Raw genomic sequence first — 24071 nt, forward strand, 5'->3', positions numbered from 1 at the left:
GAGTTTTCCATTCAAATTGTTTTTTGCCGTATTTTCCGTGGTTTTCAGCGATTTTCAGCGCACTTTTACTTATCACCCGAGGCAAATTAAACAGTAAGCGGCAGCCATATTAGCACAGCCTGATTTTTTGCTACAAGCTATATGATTTATATTGAATCATAATCAACAATAGTTTTATACAAAAAATTCATAATCAAGGCCAGTTCTGCTGCTGTATTTTCCTGCGTACTCCCGCCAGCATGCCCGCCCGTTTCCGGCACCGCCAACCATACCCGCTGTTTTAGCCCAAGCAAGCGCGCATAAAATTTCAGCGCATGAGCCGGATGCACACGGTCATCATGCAAATTAGTCGTAATCAATGCCGGCGGATAGTGTTGCAAATCACTCAAATTGTGATAGGGAGAAAGGCTACTTAATACTTGATTTTGAATAGAATCATCAGGGTTTCCATATTCATCCATCCATGAAGATCCTGCCGACAGATACGGATAGCGCAACATATCCGTTAACGGCACCTCACACACCATCGCCCCCATATTCTGTGGCTGCTGGCAAAATGCAGCGGCCACCACCAGACCGCCATTACTACCACCCTGAATCGCCGTATGTGCCGCAGTAGCGCGTTGATGTTTATACAAATCATGCAGCACAGCCAGTAAATCATCAACACTGACCTGCTTGTGAATCCCGCGCGCAGCCTCATGCCATGCCGGACCAAATTCACCACCGCCGCGGATATTAGCCAGCACAAAAGCATAACCTTTCGCCAGCCAGTGCCGGCCAATACTGCCCAGATAATAAGGCAGCTGTGGCATACCAAAACCACCATATACATAAACAATTGTTGGCGTATCCCTATTCATATTTTTACCAACATGAAAATAAGGAATAAACGTACCATCCTGCGCAACTGCACTAAACTGCTGCACCTGCATTCCCTCAGAGTCAAACAGCCGCGGCTGCCGGCGCATAACACACAACTCGCCCAGATGCACATCTAGCGTATACAGCGTCAGTGGTTCCAGAAAGCTACTGATGGCCAGATACACCACATCACCACCCCAAGGCTGGTCAGTAATCTCCAGAGCTCCTGCCGGAAGATTTGGCACAGCAACCTCCTGCCAGCGATTTTCAGCAAAACGCCAAGCCAGCAAACGGCTATGCACATTATCCAGTATCGACACCAGCACAAACCGTCGTGTCGTTTCAATACACTCAATAGCCTGAGTAGCGGCTGGCTGAAAAATTACCTCAGCTGCACCCAACTCACCTTTATGCAACTTCACAGCTACCAGACTACCAGCCGGATAAAACCGGTTGGCACGCTGCCAGTCACTGCGTAACTGCACCAGCAACTGTCCACACAGATAGCCCATCAGCTCACAATCATCCGGTAACGCCAGTAACTTAACGCTTAAATCCGCCATCACCTGATAATACTGCTTGTGATAAAAACCACTCGCAGCTTCAACCAAATCAATCGGCGCTCCCTGACTATCCAGATAACGCCAAGCATTAACCATCATACCATCGGCAGGCATTTCCAATACCGGCACTGCCTCCGCAAAAGACTGGCCGCGCTGCATCAGCCACACCTGCCGCGAATAGCCAGCCTGAGTTAACTGCCGCTCATCCCATGCTGGAGACACCCACACACTTTCCGTATCACGCCAGCTGATAATGCTTTTACTTAATGGAAAATGAAAGCCACCCTCAACTACCTTACCTTCTGCCAGATTAAACTCAATCGTATATGCAGCATCCGCCCCTCCAGCACTCAAACTGATTAACACATGTTCAGGAGCCTGCACATAATGCGCCACACCCTGCAAATACACATCATCATCAAGCAGAGCGTCAAAATCAGCAACCGAAAACAGAATTTTCCACTCCGGCAAACCAGCACGATAACTAGCCGCAGAACATACCCGGTACACCCCTTTCGGAAATTCAGCCGACTGATAAAAATGATACATACGTGCACGATGTTCCTGACAAAAAGGGATTTGCTGCTCATCCCGCAATACAGTCACAATATCATCACGCACTGCCGCATACTCAGCACCCGTAGCAAACTCAGCCTGAGCAACAGCATTTGCCTGCTGAATAAAAGCCTGCGTTACCTCACTATCAAGGTTCTCTAAATACGCAAAAGAATCAGTATTTGTCATCTACATTCATTTCCAGAAACACACACCACCAGCAATCAGCCAGCCAATAAACCACCATACTAGCACAAGACACCATCAACTCTTTGCCAGCGCCAGCCTGCTGAATATCCGAAACCAATACCATCATCAATACAAACAAAAAGGGCAGCCTCTATAGGCTGCCCTTTTATCCAAAAAATCAACAAAATAAATTACAATCTGCAATACACCACCACTAGCATACACACATCATATATAAAAATATAACTGTTGATTTTAGATATGGTGCCGACAACGAGAATCGAACTCGTACGACCTGAGGTCACCACCCCCTCAAGATGGCGTGTCTACCAATTTCACCATGTCGGCAATTAACTGTAAAAAATCTCTATTCCGGTATCAGTGGTTTCTGCGCTGGTTTCACCGGTACGGCCGGAGCACTGGCTGCAGCCGAACTCGCTGGCACAACTACCTGTTGTTGCTTCACATTACTGAAATCCAGACCACTATGCCGATGTGTCGAAATATAACCTAAAGCCAGACAACTAATAAAAAATATAGTTGCCGCAATTGCGGTACTGCGACTGAGGAAATTTGCATTGCCCGCTGCACCAAAAACACCCTGAGCACTACCGGAACCAAATGCCGCGCCCGCATCCGCACCTTTGCCCTGCTGCATCAGCACCAGCACAATAACACTCAGCGCCGCGAAAATATTCACGATTAAAATAAGGGTTTTAAATGCTTCCATGATATCAACTTTTATCAAGCAGGCGCATATGCAGCCTGAATAATAGCGGTAAAACTGTCAGCCTGCAAAGAGGCACCGCCAACCAAAGCACCGTCAACATGTGACACAGCCAGAATTTCAGCCGCATTGCTCGCGTTGACACTACCGCCATAAAGGACGCGGATTTTAACATCTTCCCCACATAAAGACAAGATTTGCTGATAAATTAACTTATGCATAGCCTCAATCTGTGCCACAGCAGGAACTTTGCCCGTACCAATCGCCCATACTGGTTCATATGCCACCACAACCTCTTTCAAGCCCAGCTGCGCCAGCAGTGACAGTTGCGCACTAACCACTTGCTGCTCCTGCCCGGCTTCTCGTTCAACCAGCGTTTCACCCACACACAGAATCGGCAGTACACCAGCCGCAACACTATTCTGTAGCTTGGACAGTAACTCATCATTGCTTTCCTGAAAATACTGCCGTCGTTCAGAATGGCCAATCAGCACAAACCGCGCCCCCACATCAGCCAGCATCTGGGCATTTACCTCCCCGGTAAAAGCACCATTGGCAGCAAAGCGGCTCACATCTTCCGCCCCAACCGCCAATGCAGTACCGGCAGCAAACTCACAGACCGCAGCAAGATAAACATTTGGTACAGCCACACCACAATATACATGCGTCGCTGCTGCATCCACAGGTTTCAGCAACGCTTGCAGCAGCAATCGATTAGTCGCATTACTGCCATTCATCTTCCAATTGCCAATTACCCATTTTTGCTGCCACATAGATTTTTTCCTTACCGACTAATAACATGCCGAACCTGATTATATGACCATGACGGATATTCACCATTTCGTCACATACTGACATCCGCTTCAAAATGGCAGCATTGTAGCGGAAAATCCAATCTGCGTGCCAAGACTACTCTGGTTAATTTACAGTCATCAACTTTCAGCTTATTCAACATCTGCAAAAATACCATTTAAACCCCTGCAAATATCTCCTCACACTAAAACCTGTATAAACTTTATAGCAAATCGCTTCCATTCATATCATAAGCCTCATCGACTTACCATTTCGGGTTCAAATAATATTTAAATCCATTTTTTGATAACCCAAGTGAGCGAGACTTCAAAAAACTTGCCCATCCTATTACACATCAAACACAACCATCTCCCCTCTCAATATTACCAGAGATACCGCAAAGTAAATTGGCATCACCCTGACTATAATTAATAATTCAAGCAACAGGGAACGGCATAGCCTACAAAAAGCCAATCAAAAAAATACACAATTCAAAATCACTATTTGCCTTAAATCCAGCAAATAAATCCCCCTGCTCTTACTTATATTATTTGCCAATAAGCATAAAATTTAACACCCACTCTAACTTATTATCTCTCAGGAACCATACTGATATGTATTTCATATCACAAAATAAATATTTCTATATTTTAAACTTTGTGGTTATTGTCATAAATACAAATAACATCATTATTAATTAAAGAAACTTAATTTATGGAAATAACTAATAGCCCGCAAATAACACCAAAACAGAGCAAAATAAGTATTATTGTGTCCGTCGTACTTATCGTACTTCTAGTCGGATCAGTCTATATCAGCCAACTCATCTTTCAAGAAATATCCCAAAGCTTCAATATAAACATTCTAGAAGCTAGATTAGTTTTCAGCCTATCGTGTTTCTGTTATGCAATTTCTTTCTTCATCTATGGACCATTATCTGACCAAATATCAACACGACTATTAGTTATTTTTGGATGTATCGGTACCATTTTTTGTCTTGGTATTTCAGGGTTTATCCAATCATTTAGACTTTATCTATTTATCATGTCATTGACAGGTTTTTTTGCAGCATCGGTTCCCGCAGCACTATTTGCCTATACAGCTAAAACTACCCCAAATAAACAATTACCCCAAAAAATGGGATTGATGATTTCTGCCTCCATTGTTGGTATGATTTTTAGCCGGAGCTTTATTGCAATACTAACAGACAACAGCTCTTGGCAATTTGCCTTCATGATTTATGCCATACTAATTTTTTGTACTTGCCTCTTTATTCCATATAGTATAAAAAATGCAGCCAACAACCATAAATTAACCATCATTCAAGCTTACCTGAACGCAACTCAATTATTACCACATAAAACCATCATTGTTTTTTTACTGGTAGGCTTTATACTCTTTTTCATTTATTTAGGCATATCTTCATTTTTAACTTTTTACTTAAAAGGAGCACCATACTACCTTTCCTCAACAACATTAGGCTGGTTAAATTTTGCTGGTATCAGTGCTGTTATTGGTGCAACAATCACCGGTAAACTATCCCAATCCATCAAAGGCAACAAACTATTAATTATCTGCTTACTATGTATTAGTGCATCAATTATTATAATTGGATTAAGCTCAAACCTAATCTACATCACAATAGGAGTTTTCAGTTTATTCCTATTTGTTTTTAGTGCTCAATCAATCATAATTTCAATAATCAATCAAACTGTTACAGTGATGTCACGAGGCACAATCTCGTCTTTATATTTACTTGCCTGCTTAGCCGGAGGCAGTACCGGCACATACTTACTGGGAATTGTATACAAAAAACTAAATTGGAATGGAATAATTAGCACATGCATGATTCTTTCCTTAGCAAATATAGTTTTAGCCTGCTTAGGGACAAAATCACTACAAATAGCAAAAAATAAAATGCAGAAAAAAATCAACAATATTAATATACTGAACCATTTCTACATAACTCTACCAATCCGAAACTAGCAACATCAAAATCTGCTGCACTACGCTAAAAGTTGAACCCTAGTAAAAAATTGACTCAATTAAACTCACCCTATCGTAAAACAATCAGTTCATTTTCTTCTATAGTTCGATTACCTTAACTCTTAAACAAACTACCTGCGCTTAATTAGTCTATCCAGCACTTTAAAGAGGCTCCTTGACCAATTCACTGCGCAATGCGCCCCTGATAATAAAGTTCAACCATTTGCGATTTGAAATCAGCACGAAACGTCCGCCGTGTACGCTCTTGTTCATTCATCTTTTTATCCCTTTTAGCGTTAAGTTTACCTTACCCCCTAAACAACCGTATGAACTAGTGCAGCCTATCCAATGCGGTTTCTTAATTAGTAAAGTGAAAATTCAATTATCATATCGATGATATTAAAAGGACTCTCAAAAATAAAAGAACCTTCATGGCTGATAGCTTTAAACTGCTGCATAAATCTCCTGATTACATTACTAAAGATGACAGCACTCATAATGAATCGGACAAAAAAACATATTAAAAATCCTTATTTATTCATGTTTCTAACACATCAACCAATATATTAATTCTTATTCTGAGCGAACCAACTTACAATTACTCTACTGCCACAACGTAAATAGTTTTATAATTAACCCAAGCTGTATTCGTGTGCAATAGTCCAAAAATACAGCACTTTGCTTTTATAAACCTCTTTACCACTCACCCGTTCAGCGGGTGTGCGCACTTCGGAGCAGATATGGATTTCAATACCGCCCGCTATAATATGGTCGAGCAACAAATCCGTCCTTGGGACGTATTAGATTTCGACTTACTGGATGTTTTATCCGACATTCCGCGCGAACGCTTTGTCCTGCCACAGCAGCAAGATGTAGCCTATACCGATCAAGCGCTTGGACTGGCAAACGGTGGAAAAATGCTCGAACCCAAAGTAGTAGCTCGGATGATTCAGGCATTGAAATTGAATCTAACCGATACCGTAGTAGAAATTGGTACCGGTTCCGGTTATGCCACAGCCATTTTGGCAAAAATGGCTGGCAAAGTCATTACCGTTGACATTGACGCCGAACAACAGCAGCATGCCCAACTTATCCTCAGCGACCTCAACTACACCAATATCAGCTACAAAAGCTGCGATGGACTGGCAGATAAACTGCCCGGGGCACCTTTTAGTGCCATTTATGTCGGCGGTTCCTTACCAACATTACCCACAACCCTGCTCGACCAACTGGCAGAAGATGGTCGCATGGTAGCCATTATTGGCGAAGCTCCAGTAATGCGTGCCATTCTGTTTGAACGGCAAAACAATCAGCTCAAGGAAACCATCCTGTTTGAAACAGTAGCTCCTGCCCTGCACAGCCTAGAAATACCAGCACCAAACCAGTTTAAATTCTAATTAAATTAAAGCTACATCAGCAGCACAACTTGTTATTGCCACAACTTGTGCTGCTGCTTACAACAATATAACTTTTTTATTGGCAACAATAGTCACTACCAGCCGTAAACAATTACCTGATAACTGTCACCAGCCAGATACCATTTCACATCAACATCTATACATCCCGATATCAAACAACTTCTCCATATCTACGCACAAAAGCACCAAACATAATTCGATTCCCATCATCCATAGTTTGTTTCCTGATAGAAACGAATATTTTTTATTTTTCTCACTGCAACCTGAATAATAACGTCCTCAGCAACCACACCCAAACCAATAACAAAGCAGCAACAAAACAGTAAAAATATATCAAAATCAATAATATATTTAGAAAACTTATTGCCAAAATCATCACTCTGGTATTAACTAAGGCATAAACCAATTATCAGGAGCAGAACCATGCCTTATCAAAACCGCACCGACCTGCCAGCAACAGTACAACGTGCATTACCTGAACATGCACAGGATATCTTTAAAGAGGCATTTAACCATGCTATTGAAGAATATCAGGATCCGAAAAAACGCCGTGATAACAGCGATGCAGAAACCATCGCATTTAAAGTGGCCTGGGCAGCAGTAGAAAAGGTATACCACAAAGGTAAAGATGGTAAATGGCAGCCTAAATAACCAGCAGCGCATTACTTACACACATCATCCAAACACAAGTTCAACCTACTACGGACACAATAGTACCGTAGCTAATAGGCTATACACGGCAAACTTAACAGCCATTGTAATATGCAGCATAACCCGGGTATCATTTGCACCCTAAAACGAAACAATTGCAACCTGAGCATCAAATCTGGTTTCACAATTCAAATCATAAATTAATTTCACACATCATCAACTTATCATCATGACTATCCAGACACTAAGCGCCGCACAATTACAGCAATGGCAACAGCAGAATCAGAATTTCATCTTACTCGACGTACGCGAAGATAACGAAGTTCAGTATGCAGCCATACCCGGCCATCTCCATATCCCCATGAACATGATACCCTTGCGCCAGAATGAATTACCAGATGACAAACCCATCGTTCTGTACTGCCATCATGGTATGCGCAGCATGCAGGTAGCACTGTATCTACAGGATACCGGTTTTGATAACCTCTACAATCTCCATGGAGGTATTGATGCCTGGTCACGCGAAGTTGATGCCAGTGTTCCTACGTATTAATCACCAGACTTGATATCCCGGGATCAGCAAGCCCTTATTGCAAGGATCCCTTTTCGAATGAATATCATCAAACAATAATAAATACAGACAAACAAAGTCAACAAAACACAACATTTCAGCAATATCCACAATAGCAATACTGCTGATAATACTATGCCAATTCATTATAAAAACAAAAAACTCTGATAATAAAAACATTGCCAGAGCAAATATGCCTCTTCAACTATTTAAATTTCTGAGCATTAAAATTCAAGTTAATCTCTTTTAACCTTATCTTACCTTCCGATAACAGCACGCCACTGAGCGTAAGTAATGTCCCCACAGCAGCAATCCAAGTAAAAGGTTCTTTTAAAATAAGCATCGCAGTCACAATAGTGATAATCGGCACCAGATAAATATAAATACTGATTTTAACCGCACCCACCAATTTAACCGCATAATTCCAAGAGGCAAAACAGATTGCCGAGGCACCCAAACCTAGAAATAAAATATTAAACACATTGGTCAGCTTAGAGAATCTCGCCAATTCCCATTCAAAATCGAATATATACAAAGCAGGCAACATTAAAACCAAACCATAAAAAAAGAAGCGTCTGGTAAGCAAAATAATATTGTAATTATAATTACTGCTCTTCTTAGTTAAAATCGAATAGCCAGCCCAGAATAAGCAAGCAACAACCGCCAGCAAATCACCCAGCAAATTAAGAGACAATACAAACTTGCCATTAAAGCTAATCAAAACAACGCCCACAATCGCTAGCAGACAACCAATATAAAAACGTGGCGGGGGAGTTTCCGCTTTTAAAAAGAATATGGCCAAAATGGCCGTAAATACCGGTGCCAGACTGGCTATCACGCCGACATTAGACGCAGTTGTATAAGTTAATGCAATATTTTCACATAAAAAATAACTGGTTACCCCACAAAAACCAGCTGCCAGAAACAGCAGTTCTTGCCTAATCCCCTGCCAAGCAAACCAATGAGGTGATAAAATCCAGAGTGTGAAATAACCCAGTATAAACCGGAAGAAGAGAATTTCTATCGGCTTGAAGTCTGCTAACAGTACTTTAGTAGAAATATAAGTCGTTCCCCAGATAAACACAGTGATCAGTGCAATTACATGCCCTTGTGCTCTTTTTGACAGAACCATGAAAATTCTCTCTATTTACAATAAATACTACTAAAAATTTTCAATATTGCCAGAAAACAGCAACACAGAATAAATTTGGAAAATAATCAAGAACTGATTACATTGAGAGAAATAGCTTGCTTGGGATAGCTCAAATTAGAATACAGTAAATTCTAACTTAATGTATATCATTGCTCAATATCTTTCCGACAATCAGATAACAAACATAAATACCATAATTATGGCCATAATATAATCTTGATTAAACTGAATATTCATATACACATTGCAGTAAAATTGAAAACTATTCGGGTAAGTTATTAATAATATCACCAGCTATAATGACCAATAAAATTTAAGGGTTTCAGTCAAGCTGAAACCCTTAAATATATATCTGGTGCACCCAACAGGGATCGAACCTGTGACCTCCGGCTTCGGAAACCGACACTCTTCCAACTGAGCTATAGGTGCAATTAATATAGAGAAAGATAGATTTTAGCCCAAATCGATCAACTTGGCAAAAGCTATCCGTAATCCAAGAACACCAAAGTTGAGCACAGCTATTACCAAATAAAAATCAACCTACTGAAATTAAACATATTTATCCATACTAGCAATAATCATACAAAAATAGCGATTGATAGCGACAAAATTGGCATACGTAAAATTTTTGTGCTATGTTAACTGATTTAGTTAATCAGATATTATTTAATAACAAAAAAATATATTTATAGACAGACTCTGATATATCAAGCAGGCAACCAAATTATGCATTCTGACAAATGTTCATTTATTCACTCCCTGCCCACCAATACAGCTTTAGATGTGATTGGCGATGTACATGGCGAGTGGGAAGCTTTACAGCAATTGTTACATTTTCTCGGCTATGATGAGTCTGGTCAGCATAAACAAGGTCGTAAACTGGTATTTATCGGTGATTTATGTGATCGTGGTCCTGATAGTCCGGCTGTACTGGACTGGGTAATTAAAGCAGTGGCCGCGGAAAACGCATTTGCCGTTATTGGCAATCACGAATTGAACTTATTAATTGAAGACCCTAAAGATGGTTCAGGCTGGTATTTTGATAACAGACCACAGGATGAAGCGCGCTTCGCACCTTGGCAACATTACTGCAACGCAAAACGTAAGCAATTACAAGAGACCCTGTCACAATGGCCACTAATCCTGCAACGAAATGATTTGCGTATTGTCCATGCAGCATGGCTGCCAGACAGTATCGATAAACTTCTTCATTGTGGCGAAACTTCATTGGTTAAACAGTATCACTACTGGGAAAATCGCTTTTTTGAGGACTTCCGTCAGACTGAGTGGTATGAGCACTATATGCAGGAAAGACAGCAATTGGATGCTGAGCTGGAAAATGAGCATTACCCCATGACATTTCAGCCGGGTATAGCTCATTACGATTTACTGCGCAGCTGTCATAATCCGTTACGCGCACTAACCAGCGGCATACAGGCCATAACACAGAAACCATTCTATATTAACGGTCGCTGGCGCTTTACGGTAAGAAAACCATGGTGGCAACAATATAACGATCCGATTGCAGTAATCATCGGACACTACTGGCGCAGCTGGTACAGCACAGGTGTAGCAGAACACCGCAAAGAACTGTTTCAAGAACCGCCCACACACTGGCTGGGCAAACGCCAACAGGTATTCTGCATCGATTTTTCCATTGGCGCGCGCTGGCGTGAACGCAAAAAAGCAATTTCATCGGCAGATAGCCAGATGCATCTGGCTGCACTGCGCTGGCCGGAAAATTTGATTATGCTAAATAATGGCAAATATCACTTGAGTAAACGTTCTCACTGAATAATCATGCCAGTAAACAATACAATTTGCTATAATGGATTCTTTACAACAAAACAGCATATGTGAAAAGGATAAAAATTTCCAGCAAATACTGTTTATCCTTATAATATACAATCCGCTTTAAGTATGTCATAGAATACCATGCAGGCTGTTCCTAAAGCTTAATTAGACCGCACTGAAACGAAAATTTTTGAGCGGACACAGCTAAACTTTCAGACATATCAAGCTTACCTTTACTCAATATCAGAATGACCGACACCAACTCCTCTTCCAACCAAGTTAAACGCCATCTGAAAACTCGCCATCTGTCAATGATTGCTATTGGCGGCAGTATTGGTACAGGATTATTTATGGCCAGTGGTAGTGCCATCCACGATGCCGGGCCAGGGGGTGCCTTACTGGCCTATATGGCTATCGGAATTATGGTATATTTCCTAATGACTTCACTCGGCGAAATGGCCACCTATCTACCTACTTCCGGTTCATTCTCTACATATGCCGCTCGTTTTGTCGATCCGTCACTGGGTTTTGCACTGGGATGGAACTACTGGTTTAACTGGGTAATTACTGTGGCTGCCGATATTTCCATAGCTTCACTGGTGATTACCTATTGGGAGCCATTACGCTTTATGCCCACATGGTGCTGGAGCTTATTATTTTTTACATTGGTGTTTCTACTCAATATTTTATCCGTCCGTGCCTATGGTGAATCGGAATATTGGTTTGCTTTGATAAAGGTCATCACAGTTATCGTTTTTCTGGGTGTAGGCGTACTGACTATTTTTGGTATTCTGGGCGGCCAGTATGTGGGTTTAAACAATTTCACCATCGGCGATGCACCCATACTCGGCCATGGCTGGTCTGGTGGATTCTTGACTGTACTTGGAGTATTTCTAATTGCCGGCTTCTCCTTTCAAGGCACAGAGCTTATTGGCATTACTGCTGGCGAATCAGAAAATCCACAGGAAAGCATTCCCAAAGCAATCAAACAAGTATTCTGGCGTATTCTGATTTTCTATATTCTGGCCATGCTGGTGATCGGACTGCTGATTCCTTATAATAGCGATTCACTGCTCGGAGCAGACGTAGATCAAATCGCCAAATCCCCCTTTACACTGGTATTTGAACGTGCTGGTCTAGCCTTTGCCGCTGCCGTAATGAACACTGTTATTCTCACATCTATTTTGTCTGCCGGTAATTCAGGCCTGTATGCTTCCACACGCATGCTATATGCCATGGGTAAAGACGGAATGGCACACCGCACCTTCTCCGAAGTAAACCGCCGTGGCATACCTATGCCAGCGTTGCTGGCAACCGCAATCGTAGTACTGGCTATTTTCCTGCTGGAAAGCGTGAATGAAGGAGCTTACGAATATATCGTAGCTGCTTCTGGTCTTACCGGCTTTATTGCCTGGCTGGGAATTGCCATTAGCCACTACCGATTTCGCCGTGCTTTTGTGCGACAGGGTAATGATGTCAATTCACTGGTTTATCGCGCCAAATGGTTTCCGTTCGGGCCAATTCTGGCATTATTACTGTGTATTCTGGTGATTATTGGGCAAGACAGCCAATTATTGTTACATGGTGATTTTAAATGGCAGCGCTTTGCCATTACCTACATGGGGCTACCGGTATTTGCTACATTTTACCTATATCACAAACTGCGCTACCATACCCGTAAAGTGCCGTTGGAACAGGTCAATCTCAGCAAACACATTGATTAAAGCCAGTACATGCTTAATCACATTATTACAGGCAGCCATATCTGGCTGCCTGCTACATTTTCCGTTAACATAAAGCCTGTTTTCCTATCCATTTTTATTGCAGTCACAATTTTATGCTCACCTACACCCCCAGCAAACCCAGCCCACAAGCAGTGAACAAAAAACGTTCATGGCTACTGTTGTTACTGGTATTTGTATGGTTGTGGCCGGGCGTATTGCATCATGATCTGTGGACACCAGGTGAACCATATCTGTTTGCCACAACCAGCCAATGGCATATTGCCCATTGGGCAGTCCCCACTATATTTGGTGAAATAAACTGGGAAGCTTCGCCGCTCTACATATGGCTAGCAGCATTGAACCAGCACCTGTTCAGTCCAAAGCAAATGGATGCTTATGAAGCTACTCGCCTAACCAATGTCATCCTGATAGCATGTACGTTTGCCTGTATCGGAGGATCCGCCCGCCAGTTTCTCGGACGTGGTTATGGCCGTATTGCGGTACTGATTCTACTGGGCTGTACTGGCCTACTGATACCAGCACATTTTATCAATGACAGTATTATCCTTTGTCTTGGCGCGGCCATGTGCTGGTATGGCTTTTCACTGGCAGACCGGCGAATCATGATGGCCAGCATGATGCTAGGCGGTGGCTGGACAGTACTGTCACTAACCGGCAGCCTACTCTGGTCATTATTACTGATATTGCTAGCATTCAGCCTGCTGCTGTATCCCCAGTGGCGGCGTCGACGTTATTTTCTGGTACTATTAATTTCCCTGCTATGTGCATTACCCTTAATGCTAATATGGCCACTGGCACTACATCAAACCGCTGCCAATATTTTTAATCTATGGTGGCGATATCATGCACTGGCTCCTTTCGGCGGTTTCCGCCATTTTGAGATAGATTTCTCTCTCAACTATTATCTAAAAAACCTGATTTGGTTTGCCTTTCCAGCATGGCCGCTGGCTATCTGGACTGCGTCGCGTGGCAAGCTAAAAAAACAGTGCTTGAGTATCCTGGCTGTCAAATGGCTAAGTCTGTGTCTGTTGGCGTTTGCTTTTATGCCACAGCAACATCAGGATCTACTGGTGTTTGTTTTGCCACCATTAGTCGTATTAGGTGCTGCACAGCTTGATGCACTGCGGCGCGGTGCCGTAGCATTCCTTAACTGGTTCGGCATCATGGCCTTTGGCTTTCTGGCCATATTCCTTTGGCTGGGTTTTATCGCCATGAACTACGGTTGGCCGGCCAAATTAGCCCAACGCGCTGTATATTTCAGTCCGTACTATCGTTATGATGTAAACTACTTTCCGGTAATTGTAGCTTGTGTACTAACATTACTGTGGCTGTGGGCAATTACCCGTCAACACATTCGCGGCCGGCAGGCCGTCACCAACTGGGCAGCCGGCGTTTTATTGGTATGGTCTCTGCTACTTACTTTGTTTTTACCATGGCTGGATGCAGCCAAATCAGCCCGCCCAGTAGTACAGCAAATGCAAAATAGCCTGAGTGAAGACCAACTACAGGCCTTTAGCGATAAGCGCGCCTGCATCAGCATCAATCACGACAATTTCAGCACCCGCATTGTCTGGCTGCAATACAGCTGGATTCCGCTACAGATAGATAATCCGGACTGTAACTATCGCCTGATTACCCATGATCCAAAAGCCATGCCACCACCACAATGGCACGAAATCTGGGCAGGTGCACGTCCGCGTGAAAAAAACAACATCATCGCCTTATGGGTAAAAACCACCGCAACAAAGGAATAGCAACCATGAATACCCAAGCACAGGAACAAGAACATCTTCCGGCCATATCCACCAATGTCGACGCCAGCGAAATCGACAAATTTAGCCAGCTGGCACACAAATGGTGGGATAAAAACAGCGAATTCAAACCATTGCACGACATCAACCCATTGCGGCTTGAATTTATCGACAATTATGCCCATCTGGCCGGCAAAAACATACTCGATGTAGGCTGCGGAGGTGGCATTCTGAGCGAAGCCATGGCCAAAGCCGGTGCCAGCAGCGTTACCGGTATCGACTTAGCCAAAAAATCCCTGAAAATTGCCCAGCTGCATGCTTTGCAGGAACAAATTGGCAATGTTAGCTACCGCATGGTGAGTGTAGAGGATTTAGCCGCAGAAAAACCGGCCAGCTTTGACGCCGTTACCTGCATGGAAATGCTAGAACATGTACCAGATCCCGGCAGCGTGGTGCGTGCCTGTGCTCAGCTAATACGACCCGGCGGCATAGCCTGTTTTTCCACTATCAACCGCAACACCAAATCCTACCTGCAAGCCATCATAGCTGCCGAATACATCCTGAAACTGATGCCACAAGGCACCCATGATCATCACAAATTTATCACGCCAGCCGAACTGGCGCGCCTGTGCCGACAGGCCGGTCTCGAATGGCTGGGTAGTAGCGGCTTCACCTACAACCCGCTAACCAGACGCTACCACCTCACCAACAGACTGGACGTCAACTACATGATAGCTTGCCGTCGTCCTCTAGACTGACGGCTCAAAAGCAACACAAAAAAGCCGGTATCAGCCCGATACCGGCAACATCATTATTTTTATTTATCGAAAGAAATAAACCTTATTGTCCTACCAGTGATTTCATCACCGGAATAGTTGACCAATCAATACTATCAAGCGAATTTTTCACTACCAATCCCAGCTCCGTATCGCCCTCAATTTTCAGCTTGCGATTAAAAAACAACGTATCCGGGTCTTCCTGCCGCAGTAACATCTTCATAAAATCAGCTGTGTTTGCGCTCAGGCATAAATCCACCATGGCCGCAGCATCAGCCATCACAAAGTGCTTCTCGGTAGCACTGAAACACAAATTCAACCCTAAATCCGTCACCACAATCTGAAAGCAGCGTCCGGCCAGCAAAGACATATCCGCCAGCAAAATCTGCTTTCTCAGCAACTGATTCAACGTATTGACCAGCAGCCATGCTGGTGGCTTTGCCGGCAACAGCCCAACCACTTTTTTCAAAAAAACCGGCATTACCTTATCAGGCACCTGCATGCATCACCTCTTCACATTGATTTATTCCAGCTTGTCCATACCAGTAACCATTCACCAGCGCGCCACCGGCACAGACACTCAGTTCAGACAAAGCAGCTTCTGCGTCCATTGCATCAGCCAGTACCTGCTGATGCAGCCGGATAACTTCCGCCATACATTGTTCCTGTGGAGAAATCCTGAAATACCCCACCCCCATAGCCAATAATTGCCGATAACGTGCCAGCAAAGAATGACAGCCGGCAGACATCGTTTGAATACCATTAATCGTCAGAAAAGCCTGTTTTTCACGAGTATAGAGTGGCAAACCATCTGCATGTTCCAGACACTTGAATTCACAACTATCCTTTTTCAGATTGTAGTGCCGAGCCGTAAAGCAGCGCGAAGAGTAGGCCAATGGCAGCTTGCCCCAGCCAAATACCTCGCAAGCCATATCCGGTACTGTCGCAATCATCTGTGCTAGCCTGTCTGCTGCCAGCTCAATCGAGGCTACCCAGCGGCAAGCCCCCAGCGACTGCATTAATGCCAGCGTCTGCTCGTTATAAATATTCAGTGCCTGCCCAGCTACAAAAGGAATACCTTTCGCATGCAGCAGTCGTACCGCAGCAAGGTCATTAGCCTCTACTCGGAAATCTTCCTGTTCTACCAGTTTGCGCAAACGCCGCAAATCAGATTCACTTTCCAGCAACACCTGTGAAGACAGCACCACCTCACAACCATTCGCGGCCACATCCTGCGCCAGATCAAGCCAGTCGGCCACTTTTAGCTCTTGCCGGCGTGAGCACACCGTTTCGCCCATATAAATCGTCGCAAAAGACTCCTCAGCCATTTGCTGATAAAAATCCACAATCTGCTGCTTCTGCCAGAAAAACAGAATCGGCCCTAGAGACAACGCCAGCTTATCCTGTTGTATCACTTAAATTCCTTCATCATTTCCACGGCCGATTATACGCGCCAAGTGTTACCTGCTGCCCTTCCGAAACCTTCGCCAGCGCCTGCTGCCACAACGGATTTACCTCAAACTCTTCAGGACATCGTACCGCCAGATCCAGAGCCTGCCGCAATACTTTCGTTACCTGTGCAGTATATGCCGGACTACGCTGCCGGCCTTCCACCTTAATTGCCGCCACACCCATCGCCAGCAGCTGCGGTAAAACCTCCAAAACATTCAGACTAGTTGGTTCCTCCAGCGCATAATACGTTTCCTTATTCACCTGAAAACGCCCCTTGCACAAAGTTGGATAGCCCGCTGGTTCATCCGCACCGTAGCGGTCAATCAGAATATTATTCAGACGTGCATCCATTCCAGTTGGATATTGTTCCCAACGCACATATTTGGCCGGAGAACACACACCAAATGTATTCGGCGATTCTCCCGTCACATAACTTGAAAGTAAACAACGCCCTTCTACCATCACACACAGGCTGCCAAAACCAAATACCTCAATTTCCACCGAAGTATGCTTAATAACCTGCTCCACCTGCGGCAAAGTCAGCACCCGAGGCAAAACTACCCGCCGAATACCAAACAACTCTTGTGCCAGATTAATCGCCTCATAATTTGTAGCAGAACCCTGCACAGACATATGCAACGGCAACTGCGGATGCGTCTTACGTGCATAGGCCAGCAAACCCAGATCCGCCAGAATCACCGCATTCACCCCCAGCTCAGCCGCCGTATCCACCGCCTGCTGCCATTTCTTTACCTCACCAGCCTGCGCATAAGTATTAATCGCCATCAACACCTTACGCCCTCGCTGCTGCGCGTACATAATTCCCTCCGCTGCCGACTTACGGTCAAAATTCAAACCGGCAAAGTTACGCGCATTAGTCGCATCTTTCAGCCCCAGATAAACCGTATCCGCTCCATGGTCTACCGCCATCTTCAACGCCGGCAAATTACCTGCCGGACACACCAGCTCGGGAATCTTCCTATTCATTCGTTCCCACCAACCTCATACACAAAAAACACCAATCAACAGCCAGCAAATAACAACAAATATCCCGCTAGCATCATACAGGCATCACAACCCTGCACAAGCGCGAGATTAAAACATTTAACAAAACAGAATTTATTGACAAAAAACAAGCCAAAATCGAATAAAACCAGTTTTAATATTAATTTTAAAAACCCAACATAACCAAATACAAAATTAAACAAAATTCATAATTTTGCCAAATTATCCAACAACATCAGCTCAGCAACTGAACTTTCACATCACTGGCAATTAATACAAAAGCCCGAGCAATATTGACAAAATAACGGTTTCTGATATTAATTTTAGTTTTTTTAATGTATATCAAATATCAATTCTGATTGAACACAATAATTAATCAAATTAATTAAAAATTAAATTTTGATTTAATTTCTCAAAATAATTTCATTACAGCAAAAATAATCTAACAATATGGCAGCGAAATGCGCACTCTATTAGCATAGGCTAATCAATCCTACTTCTCAACTCAAATCAATTTAGTATATCTTGCGAGAAGAAAAAACATTTTACTGACAATCAATCATTCAAATATTGAATTTAAAATCTGATTCTTCAATTAAATGTTAGCTAAATTTGAGATACTAATACCAGCAATAACATTTTGAGTTATCTAATTAATTTCCTTGCTTTAAAATTATAAATACAAGTATAGATAAACCTAAATACAAGCTAAATTACAAAAATAGACAACATATTTATATGAAAACATAAGCCCTTTTATCTACAGCCTATAAGATAAAACATAATAATGAACAGCAAATATCTGTATTCTTGTTTTCAAAGATAAAATACAGAATAACCATAAATAAAATGTTTACACATAAAATCATCAAGTTATAATTAGTTATTACATAACCCTTCAACTTCTCATAATAAAAATACAAACAAATTAGAACCATCTTTGAAAAGATTACTAAAATTATTTGCTATAACAAGTAACGCAAATGAACCATATAGACCAATATTATGTCATGTGAATAGAATAATACTTCTTATTTCAACTAAGCTACTTTAGTATCTTTTGGAATGACAATACCTGTTCAAACAACAAAATTAAGGGGTAGCCGTTTGTTAAATTCTACCGGAGGTAAATAGCCCAACGACGAATGTAACCGTTTATGATTGTACTAATAAGCATAAGCCGCAAAGGCTTGTTGTCATTCTCCAGTCATCATGAATTTTTCCCCTTTAACAAATTCAGTTTTAATGCTTTTAAATGTTGCTTCTGCCACTGCATTGTCATACGACACCCCTTTTTACTTAGTGAATGCTGTATATGGAATATATTAATACACTTGCCTTACCAAGCAACTGTTTATCAAACTCCTATCCTCTATCTGAATGAAACAGATGTAATGATGACAGCGGTTGCTTAATCTAACTTAGTGCAGACATCACTAAATCTGCTGTTTTATGTTGTCCAATACTATAACCGGCAATCTGTCGGTTAGATAAATTCAGTAGTACACACAAATAATTCCAGCAATGGTTAACACGAATATAGGTTAAGTCTGCCACTATAATTTGCTGTTTGCTACCTACATCAAATTGGCGCTGTAAATGATTAGCTGTGACTGAGCTATTGCTTGCTGTCTGATATCCTCGATAACGTTTAATCGTATACTTTGATACCAATGATAGCGACTTCATTACTCGGGCAATGTAACGACGAGAAACACTGATACCTGCTTGTAAAGCAATACAAATGCGTCTGGTTCCATAGGATTGATAGCTGCGTTTAAAAATAGTCAATATTTTATCGGCGTAATGGGCAATCAATTTCTGTGTAGTAGTTTTGCACTGATAATAGGCATAATGTCTGGATATCCCCAAGCAGCGACATAATGCCGCTACAGTATAACGATGTTGGTTTGCTTTCAGGATTTTGATTTTCGTGCCATTATCAGTGCAGCCTGCTTTAGGATATCGTTTTCCATCCGTAGCTGCTTAAGCTCTTTTCGTAAGGCAATCAGTTCATTTTCTTCTGGCGTGCGATTATCTTTGGTCTTAAAAGAACCGCTTTTACTAGATTGATTTATCCAGCAGTCTAAAGCGGAAAGTGTCAAATCGTATTGCTTGACCAATTCACTGCGTGATTTCCCTTGCTGATAAAGTTTAACCATTTGTGCTTTGAAATCGGCACTGAAAGAGCGTCGTACGCGTTTTTGTTGATTCATCATGTTTTCCTTTTTAGAGTTAAGTTTACATTACCCCCTAAAAAAGTTGTATGAATTAGTGTAGCCTATCCAACTTCAATGCTGTACTATAAATATAGCAATAAAACGAGAGAGCTATTCGATATTTCGTTATTGACTCGACAGACCTTAAAGTCTTTGGTAAATGTAAAGTAAAAAAGCAGAACATGGCGCAAACCACACTTAGCTATTGATGTGGATACTCACGAAGCTATTAGTACGGAAGCCAGCCTTGTCAATGTTGGCGATATTGAAGTGCAAAGTCTTGCTAGAGCAAATCATAATGAAAATAGGAAACAAGTTGGGTAATGCTGCATCTAAAATCGAAGTAAAACCATACTCTTCACTCTATGCCTCTGAAATATGTGATTTGTTTCATTCGTCTATTCATGCTATTGATACCGATATTTATAGCAAAGCACAGCAAGAAGCATGGTGCTCAACACCACTAGATTATCAGAAGTGGTTAGAACGTTTAAATAATACTCAGCCTTGGATGGCTATCGTTGGCTCAAGCCTTGCGGGGTTTGTTGAACTTAGAGATGATGGTTACATAGACTGTCTGTACGTGCATCCTGACTTTCAAAAGCGTGGCATAGCTAGAAAACTCTATGACCATGTGCTTGACTTGGCTCACCAGAAAAAGCTTTCACAATTAAGTGTAGATGCTTCAAAAGTGGCCATGCCAATTTTCAAAAAATGGGGTTTTAAAATAAAGCGGGCTAACAAAATATCCAGAGAAAATCAGGTACTGATAAATTACCATATGTATAAACCACTTTGATTTTTATTGAGACCTTTGTACGGTAAAGCTTCACTCAAACTAAATTTTTAACCGCGTTTTTTTGAAGCATTTGGGCTTATATTTAGACCTAAATACCTCTAGATAAATGACTATTTATCGCCACTTCCCTGTTTTAGGCACAACTTTCCTGCTGTACAGATAACCCTCGTTTGATATCAAAGTTCAATAAGCTGCCTGAAAGATGAGCTTGGATTAGTTCAGTCAATGGAGTTTCAAATTAAACCGTATTTACGAAACCAAAGAATAAGTAGAAAGCTTTATGAAGATAGCAGAAAATGAAATACACATCTGGTTTACCTATGATGAGGAAATAAATCCCGATTTTACTTTGACCAATTACGTCCAATTTTTGAATCATCAGGAATTGGAGTAGTGGCAAAAATTATACTTTGACAAGTATAAACACCAATATTTGGTAACCCGAATGTTAGTGCGTGATGTTCTGAGCAGATATCTACAAGGTATTCCTGCCAAAAATATAGAATTCATAACTAATGATTATAAGAAGCCCTATATTCTACCTGAACGGCTGGCAATTCTGCTGCGTTTCAATATTTCTCACAGTTAAAAAATGATCGTTTTAGCAGTATCTGTGGGAGTTGAAATAGAAATTGATGTTAAGTATCTAAATCGCAAAAATATTTTTTTCGAAATTGCTGAATGGTTTTTTGCCGAAAATGAGTATCAGCATTTTAAATCGTTACCGAGTGAGCACCAAAAACAACGTTTTTTTAGTCTTTGGAGCCTTAAGGAAGCCTACATAAAAGCCTGTGGTAAAGGCTTGTATATTCCGTTAGATGAATTTTGGTTTTCCTTTTTAGGGGATAAGTTACAAATGGACCGGAATTCACCGGAAATACGTTTACTTATTGGGCAAAGTCACATGGTATAACCATAGATTATATTCAAGCAGACAGCCCATATCAAAACGGGTATATTGAACGATTTAATCGCACCTATCGTACAGAGATACTGGATTTATATCTATTTAATAATCTGGAACAAGCAAGAAATGTAACCGAAGAATGGCTAACCATTTATAATACCGAAAGGCCTCATGAAGCACTAAATAATATGACGCCGATCGAGTATAAAACCCTAAGACAAGCAGTATTATTTTCTACTTGAATCTTGTACTAAGTTTGGGATATTTACAACAAATCTAATCTATAATTTATTTGTTAAATATCGTTCGAAAATAGAAAGTGAACAGATGTAACAAATATAGAAAACAGACCAGCATAATTACTGCTAGTCTGTAGGCTGGTTACTGATAGTAATGTACGATATTGAGTAAATCCGAGCGTGACATATCGCCGGGGTTGTTGCCGGGCTGGCCTTCGGGAATAGGAATGCCCATTTTTTTGAAGTGTTCTACCCAATATTCTGGGAATTTACCGGTATCTTTGGATTTGAAAGTCATGGCGCGCAAGGGAAAAACTTCTTGTCCGTGATTGGCTTCTTTGAATATCTGGTAGATTAATTCGGAGCAATAATACTGGTCGTTGTTGATATCAAAGGCGTCATCGTATTTTTTACCCACTTTCTGGCGCGCATGAACCAAAGCAGAAGAAATCAATGGCTGGTAAGCTGCTTTTAATCTACCTACTACGGCACGGGGCTGGCACTGTTTTTTCGGATGCAGATATGCGTGCAGGGGAGTAATTTTTACTTTGGGGTGTGTTGCTTCGATTACATAATGCTGGCTAGGAGTTTTCTGCCAGACAATGCCCACATGGGTAAAATTATATCCCTCCAGACCGCTGGTAGCGGCCTTGATAGCACTACTCATACCGCCATCGCAGTCTTCCAGAAAGATAAGATCGCCATTTTGCACATGAAACGATTTTTGGGCATAGACATTCAGGCTAAGTAACAGGCTGAAAACAAGTGCCAGCAATGACTGGATGTATTTCTGGTTCATATCTGAATCTTATGCTTTTGGTAAATAATGGTTAATTATACAGAATATGTCATTATTAACCAGTGTTAATCCTGCATAGTCAATATACTTCCTCTTATGCATCAGTCAACATTTTTACCTCGCTTGCGCTGAAAGATGCGGTAACTGGCAGCAAATGCAGCAATGGCGGCGCCAATCAGTGCACCACCGATAAACATGGAAACCAGATCAACGGTTTTACCCACATCTAGACTATCCAGAATCTGTTTGGCACTCATTTTTTGGCCGTTAGAGCTGCTCATGCCTGCTATCATATGACGGTTGTTACACTTAGGCAGTAAGGCAGCCTGATCAGCTGGCTGTGGATAGGTTTGTTTAACCGCAGCTTCGCAGTGCTGAATCTGTGCCGGAGTCACTAAGTTAAACCAGCCTCCGATATATAAGCCGCCTGCTAACAAACAAATTGCGACTATACTCACCATTAAGGCAGAACCTCTCTTTCTCTCTTCTATTTCCGGTACAAAGACTTTTGTATTTTGCTGCTGCTTGGCTTGATGGGTGATTGAGGAGTTTTTGTTATTCATGATTACCTATTTTTGTCAGCACGTCATTAAAAATATTTCTAATTTTTCAAACAATGATTGATACAGAAAGCATCGTATATAAAATCATCTTTCTTTATACCATTTTAACAGTTATTCAACTGTGAAAAAAATTCTGCTAAATATAATTAGTGTCGTTTATTCATTCGGCCGCGAAACCAGTGGTCTGCCCGCGCAATTCGCTCAGGCACGTAGCAGTCACTGTCTGCGTATTCCCCAGTCTGAGCATATCCGTTCTCTAAACCTCTCCAATGCCGCAGCCATTGTGCTGTACGAAGCATTGCGCCAACAGGGCTTTGCCAGACTGGGTTAAGTTACTTATTGATTGAGTTGTTCTATAGCCTCAGTCCAAACAGCAGCCTTTGTGCTGCTGTTGTGTTTTGTATTAGGCATCTATAATCATTGTCTTCTAGCTTTTTACAATGCAAGAAACCCGGCTGATCTCTCAACCGGGTTCTTCTTATGGGGAGTCTGGCGGTGTCCTACTTTCACATGGGTATCCATACTATCATCGGCGCTAGGTCGTTTCACGGTC

General features: G+C 42.0%; 24 protein-coding genes, 2 tRNA genes and 2 pseudogenes. 14 read left to right on the plus strand and 14 right to left on the minus strand.

All coding sequences use genetic code 11. The features are described 5' to 3' along the window. Window positions 1-146: 146 nt before the first annotated feature. The 5 genes from MJ761_RS06925 to tpiA all read right to left on the minus strand — a co-directional run bounded on the left by MJ761_RS06925 (window position 147) and on the right by tpiA (window position 3671). Window positions 147-2171 (minus strand): prolyl oligopeptidase family serine peptidase, encoded by a 2025-nt coding sequence (locus MJ761_RS06925; RefSeq protein ID WP_093092753.1) that lies wholly within the window; start codon window positions 2169-2171, stop codon window positions 147-149. Next, window positions 2158-2310, minus strand: a complete 153-nt coding sequence (locus MJ761_RS06930) for a hypothetical protein (RefSeq protein WP_176715086.1) — start codon at window positions 2308-2310, stop codon at window positions 2158-2160. The genes MJ761_RS06925 and MJ761_RS06930 overlap by 14 nt, the downstream gene beginning before the upstream one ends. 123 nt (window positions 2311-2433) lie before the next feature. Further along, window positions 2434-2519, minus strand: a tRNA-Leu gene (locus tag MJ761_RS06935). Window positions 2520-2538: 19 nt separating this feature from the next. Then, the gene (gene secG, locus MJ761_RS06940; protein ID WP_093092751.1) at window positions 2539-2901 is read right to left on the minus strand and encodes a preprotein translocase subunit SecG; all 363 of its coding nucleotides are present in this window, start codon (window positions 2899-2901) and stop codon (window positions 2539-2541) included. 14 nt (window positions 2902-2915) lie between these two features. Further along, entirely contained in the window at window positions 2916-3671 is a 756-nt protein-coding gene (gene tpiA, locus MJ761_RS06945; RefSeq protein WP_093092749.1) for a triose-phosphate isomerase, read from the minus strand. A 733-nt stretch (window positions 3672-4404) separates the two neighbouring features. Between tpiA and MJ761_RS06950 the strand changes: the two genes are divergently transcribed. From MJ761_RS06950 to MJ761_RS06965, 4 genes are all read left to right on the plus strand, one after another. Next, a complete protein-coding gene (locus MJ761_RS06950) occupies window positions 4405-5676 on the plus strand; it encodes an MFS transporter (protein ID WP_093092747.1) in 1272 nt (423 codons plus the stop codon). Between the two features lie 740 nt (window positions 5677-6416). After that, entirely contained in the window at window positions 6417-7073 is a 657-nt protein-coding gene (locus MJ761_RS06955) for a protein-L-isoaspartate O-methyltransferase family protein (RefSeq protein ID WP_093092744.1), read from the plus strand. 444 nt (window positions 7074-7517) lie between these two features. Further along, window positions 7518-7745, plus strand: coding sequence for a ChaB family protein (locus MJ761_RS06960; protein ID WP_093092742.1), 228 nt, complete (start codon window positions 7518-7520; stop codon window positions 7743-7745). A 229-nt stretch (window positions 7746-7974) separates the two neighbouring features. Further along, complete coding sequence (locus tag MJ761_RS06965; protein WP_093092740.1) at window positions 7975-8298, plus strand: rhodanese-like domain-containing protein; 324 nt, start codon at window positions 7975-7977, stop codon at window positions 8296-8298. A gap of 223 nt (window positions 8299-8521) precedes the next feature. Here MJ761_RS06965 and MJ761_RS06970 read toward each other — a convergent pair whose 3' ends face one another. Together MJ761_RS06970 and MJ761_RS06975 are read right to left on the minus strand one after the other, a co-directional pair. Next, on the minus strand, window positions 8522-9448 hold the full coding sequence (locus MJ761_RS06970) for a DMT family transporter (RefSeq protein ID WP_093092738.1): 927 nt from the start codon (window positions 9446-9448) through the stop codon (window positions 8522-8524). A 374-nt stretch (window positions 9449-9822) separates the two neighbouring features. Then, window positions 9823-9898 (minus strand) — tRNA-Arg (locus MJ761_RS06975). A gap of 297 nt (window positions 9899-10195) precedes the next feature. Between MJ761_RS06975 and MJ761_RS06980 the strand changes: the two genes are divergently transcribed. From MJ761_RS06980 to ubiG, 4 genes are all read left to right on the plus strand, one after another. Next, window positions 10196-11263: a metallophosphoesterase gene (locus MJ761_RS06980; protein ID WP_093092737.1), complete on the plus strand. Its 1068-nt coding sequence runs from the start codon at window positions 10196-10198 to the stop codon at window positions 11261-11263. 248 nt (window positions 11264-11511) lie between these two features. Continuing rightward, window positions 11512-12987: an amino acid permease gene (locus tag MJ761_RS06985; protein WP_093092735.1), complete on the plus strand. Its 1476-nt coding sequence runs from the start codon at window positions 11512-11514 to the stop codon at window positions 12985-12987. Between the two features lie 113 nt (window positions 12988-13100). Then, window positions 13101-14762, plus strand: a complete 1662-nt coding sequence (locus tag MJ761_RS06990; RefSeq protein WP_093092732.1) for an ArnT family glycosyltransferase — start codon at window positions 13101-13103, stop codon at window positions 14760-14762. Window positions 14763-14767: 5 nt separating this feature from the next. Continuing rightward, window positions 14768-15517 carry a bifunctional 2-polyprenyl-6-hydroxyphenol methylase/3-demethylubiquinol 3-O-methyltransferase UbiG gene (gene ubiG / locus MJ761_RS06995; protein ID WP_093092730.1) on the plus strand — a complete coding sequence of 250 codons (750 nt, stop codon included), beginning with the start codon at window positions 14768-14770 and terminating at the stop codon, window positions 15515-15517. 82 nt (window positions 15518-15599) lie between these two features. On the opposite strand, the gene ubiT is transcribed toward ubiG, so the two are convergent. The 5 genes from ubiT to MJ761_RS07020 all read right to left on the minus strand — a co-directional run bounded on the left by ubiT (window position 15600) and on the right by MJ761_RS07020 (window position 20211). Further along, on the minus strand, window positions 15600-16037 hold the full coding sequence (gene ubiT, locus MJ761_RS07000) for a ubiquinone anaerobic biosynthesis accessory factor UbiT (RefSeq protein ID WP_093092728.1): 438 nt from the start codon (window positions 16035-16037) through the stop codon (window positions 15600-15602). Further along, a complete protein-coding gene (locus MJ761_RS07005) occupies window positions 16024-16947 on the minus strand; it encodes a U32 family peptidase (protein WP_420853896.1) in 924 nt (307 codons plus the stop codon). Before MJ761_RS07005 ends, ubiT begins: the two co-directional genes overlap by 14 nt. 16 nt (window positions 16948-16963) lie before the next feature. Further along, window positions 16964-17974: a ubiquinone anaerobic biosynthesis protein UbiU gene (gene ubiU, locus MJ761_RS07010; protein ID WP_093092726.1), complete on the minus strand. Its 1011-nt coding sequence runs from the start codon at window positions 17972-17974 to the stop codon at window positions 16964-16966. Between the two features lie 1434 nt (window positions 17975-19408). Further along, complete coding sequence (locus MJ761_RS07015) at window positions 19409-19783, minus strand: IS3 family transposase (protein WP_239392876.1); 375 nt, start codon at window positions 19781-19783, stop codon at window positions 19409-19411. Between the two features lie 125 nt (window positions 19784-19908). Further along, window positions 19909-20211 carry a transposase gene (locus MJ761_RS07020; protein ID WP_093092720.1) on the minus strand — a complete coding sequence of 101 codons (303 nt, stop codon included), beginning with the start codon at window positions 20209-20211 and terminating at the stop codon, window positions 19909-19911. 87 nt (window positions 20212-20298) lie between these two features. Here MJ761_RS07020 and MJ761_RS07025 point away from each other — a divergent pair. The 5 genes and pseudogenes from MJ761_RS07025 to MJ761_RS10895 all read left to right on the plus strand — a co-directional run. Then, a pseudogene (locus MJ761_RS07025) lies at window positions 20299-20484 on the plus strand (IS5-like element ISVa1 family transposase); the annotation flags it as partial. 25 nt (window positions 20485-20509) lie between these two features. Next, window positions 20510-21010 (plus strand): GNAT family N-acetyltransferase, encoded by a 501-nt coding sequence (locus MJ761_RS07030; protein WP_176715084.1) that lies wholly within the window; start codon window positions 20510-20512, stop codon window positions 21008-21010. Between the two features lie 412 nt (window positions 21011-21422). Continuing rightward, window positions 21423-21599: pseudogene (locus tag MJ761_RS10990) on the plus strand (hypothetical protein); the annotation flags it as partial. Window positions 21600-21602: 3 nt separating this feature from the next. Continuing rightward, the gene (locus tag MJ761_RS07035) at window positions 21603-21923 is read left to right on the plus strand and encodes a 4'-phosphopantetheinyl transferase family protein (protein ID WP_093092716.1); all 321 of its coding nucleotides are present in this window, start codon (window positions 21603-21605) and stop codon (window positions 21921-21923) included. Window positions 21924-21967: 44 nt separating this feature from the next. Then, entirely contained in the window at window positions 21968-22159 is a 192-nt protein-coding gene (locus MJ761_RS10895) for an integrase core domain-containing protein (RefSeq protein WP_353846669.1), read from the plus strand. A gap of 139 nt (window positions 22160-22298) precedes the next feature. On the opposite strand, the gene MJ761_RS07040 is transcribed toward MJ761_RS10895, so the two are convergent. Then, window positions 22299-22955: a YiiX/YebB-like N1pC/P60 family cysteine hydrolase gene (locus tag MJ761_RS07040; protein WP_093092714.1), complete on the minus strand. Its 657-nt coding sequence runs from the start codon at window positions 22953-22955 to the stop codon at window positions 22299-22301. A 101-nt stretch (window positions 22956-23056) separates the two neighbouring features. After that, a complete protein-coding gene (locus MJ761_RS07045; protein ID WP_141683435.1) occupies window positions 23057-23518 on the minus strand; it encodes a hypothetical protein in 462 nt (153 codons plus the stop codon). A 121-nt stretch (window positions 23519-23639) separates the two neighbouring features. Here MJ761_RS07045 and MJ761_RS07050 point away from each other — a divergent pair, with 121 nt between their 5' ends. Next, window positions 23640-23849 (plus strand): tRNA (cytidine(34)-2'-O)-methyltransferase, encoded by a 210-nt coding sequence (locus tag MJ761_RS07050; RefSeq protein ID WP_255356355.1) that lies wholly within the window; start codon window positions 23640-23642, stop codon window positions 23847-23849. The last annotated feature ends 222 nt before the right edge of the window (window positions 23850-24071 follow it).

Origin of the sequence: Snodgrassella communis (genome assembly GCF_914768045.1) — a bacterium.
Lineage (GTDB): Bacteria > Pseudomonadota > Gammaproteobacteria > Burkholderiales > Neisseriaceae > Snodgrassella > Snodgrassella communis.

Excerpts from the sequence above, each read along its gene's own strand:
- ubiT (WP_093092728.1), bottom strand. The coding sequence starts at position 16,037 with ATGCAGGTGCCTGATAAGGTAATGCCGGTTTTTTTGAAAAAAGTGGTT.
- MJ761_RS07040 (WP_093092714.1), bottom strand. The coding sequence starts at position 22,955 with ATGAACCAGAAATACATCCAGTCATTGCTGGCACTTGTTTTCAGCCTG.
- MJ761_RS07035 (WP_093092716.1), top strand. The coding sequence starts at position 21,603 with ATGATCGTTTTAGCAGTATCTGTGGGAGTTGAAATAGAAATTGATGTT.
- MJ761_RS06955 (WP_093092744.1), top strand. The coding sequence starts at position 6,417 with ATGGATTTCAATACCGCCCGCTATAATATGGTCGAGCAACAAATCCGT.
- secG (WP_093092751.1), bottom strand. The coding sequence starts at position 2,901 with ATGGAAGCATTTAAAACCCTTATTTTAATCGTGAATATTTTCGCGGCG.
- MJ761_RS07030 (WP_176715084.1), top strand. The coding sequence starts at position 20,510 with ATGAAAATAGGAAACAAGTTGGGTAATGCTGCATCTAAAATCGAAGTA.
- MJ761_RS06965 (WP_093092740.1), top strand. The coding sequence starts at position 7,975 with ATGACTATCCAGACACTAAGCGCCGCACAATTACAGCAATGGCAACAG.
- MJ761_RS06960 (WP_093092742.1), top strand. The coding sequence starts at position 7,518 with ATGCCTTATCAAAACCGCACCGACCTGCCAGCAACAGTACAACGTGCA.
- tpiA (WP_093092749.1), bottom strand. The coding sequence starts at position 3,671 with ATGTGGCAGCAAAAATGGGTAATTGGCAATTGGAAGATGAATGGCAGT.
- MJ761_RS06990 (WP_093092732.1), top strand. The coding sequence starts at position 13,101 with ATGCTCACCTACACCCCCAGCAAACCCAGCCCACAAGCAGTGAACAAA.
- ubiG (WP_093092730.1), top strand. The coding sequence starts at position 14,768 with ATGAATACCCAAGCACAGGAACAAGAACATCTTCCGGCCATATCCACC.
- ubiU (WP_093092726.1), bottom strand. The coding sequence starts at position 17,974 with ATGAATAGGAAGATTCCCGAGCTGGTGTGTCCGGCAGGTAATTTGCCG.
- MJ761_RS06950 (WP_093092747.1), top strand. The coding sequence starts at position 4,405 with ATGGAAATAACTAATAGCCCGCAAATAACACCAAAACAGAGCAAAATA.
- MJ761_RS07020 (WP_093092720.1), bottom strand. The coding sequence starts at position 20,211 with ATGATGAATCAACAAAAACGCGTACGACGCTCTTTCAGTGCCGATTTC.
- MJ761_RS07045 (WP_141683435.1), bottom strand. The coding sequence starts at position 23,518 with ATGAATAACAAAAACTCCTCAATCACCCATCAAGCCAAGCAGCAGCAA.
- MJ761_RS06970 (WP_093092738.1), bottom strand. The coding sequence starts at position 9,448 with ATGGTTCTGTCAAAAAGAGCACAAGGGCATGTAATTGCACTGATCACT.
- MJ761_RS06985 (WP_093092735.1), top strand. The coding sequence starts at position 11,512 with ATGACCGACACCAACTCCTCTTCCAACCAAGTTAAACGCCATCTGAAA.
- MJ761_RS06980 (WP_093092737.1), top strand. The coding sequence starts at position 10,196 with ATGCATTCTGACAAATGTTCATTTATTCACTCCCTGCCCACCAATACA.
- MJ761_RS06925 (WP_093092753.1), bottom strand. The coding sequence starts at position 2,171 with ATGACAAATACTGATTCTTTTGCGTATTTAGAGAACCTTGATAGTGAG.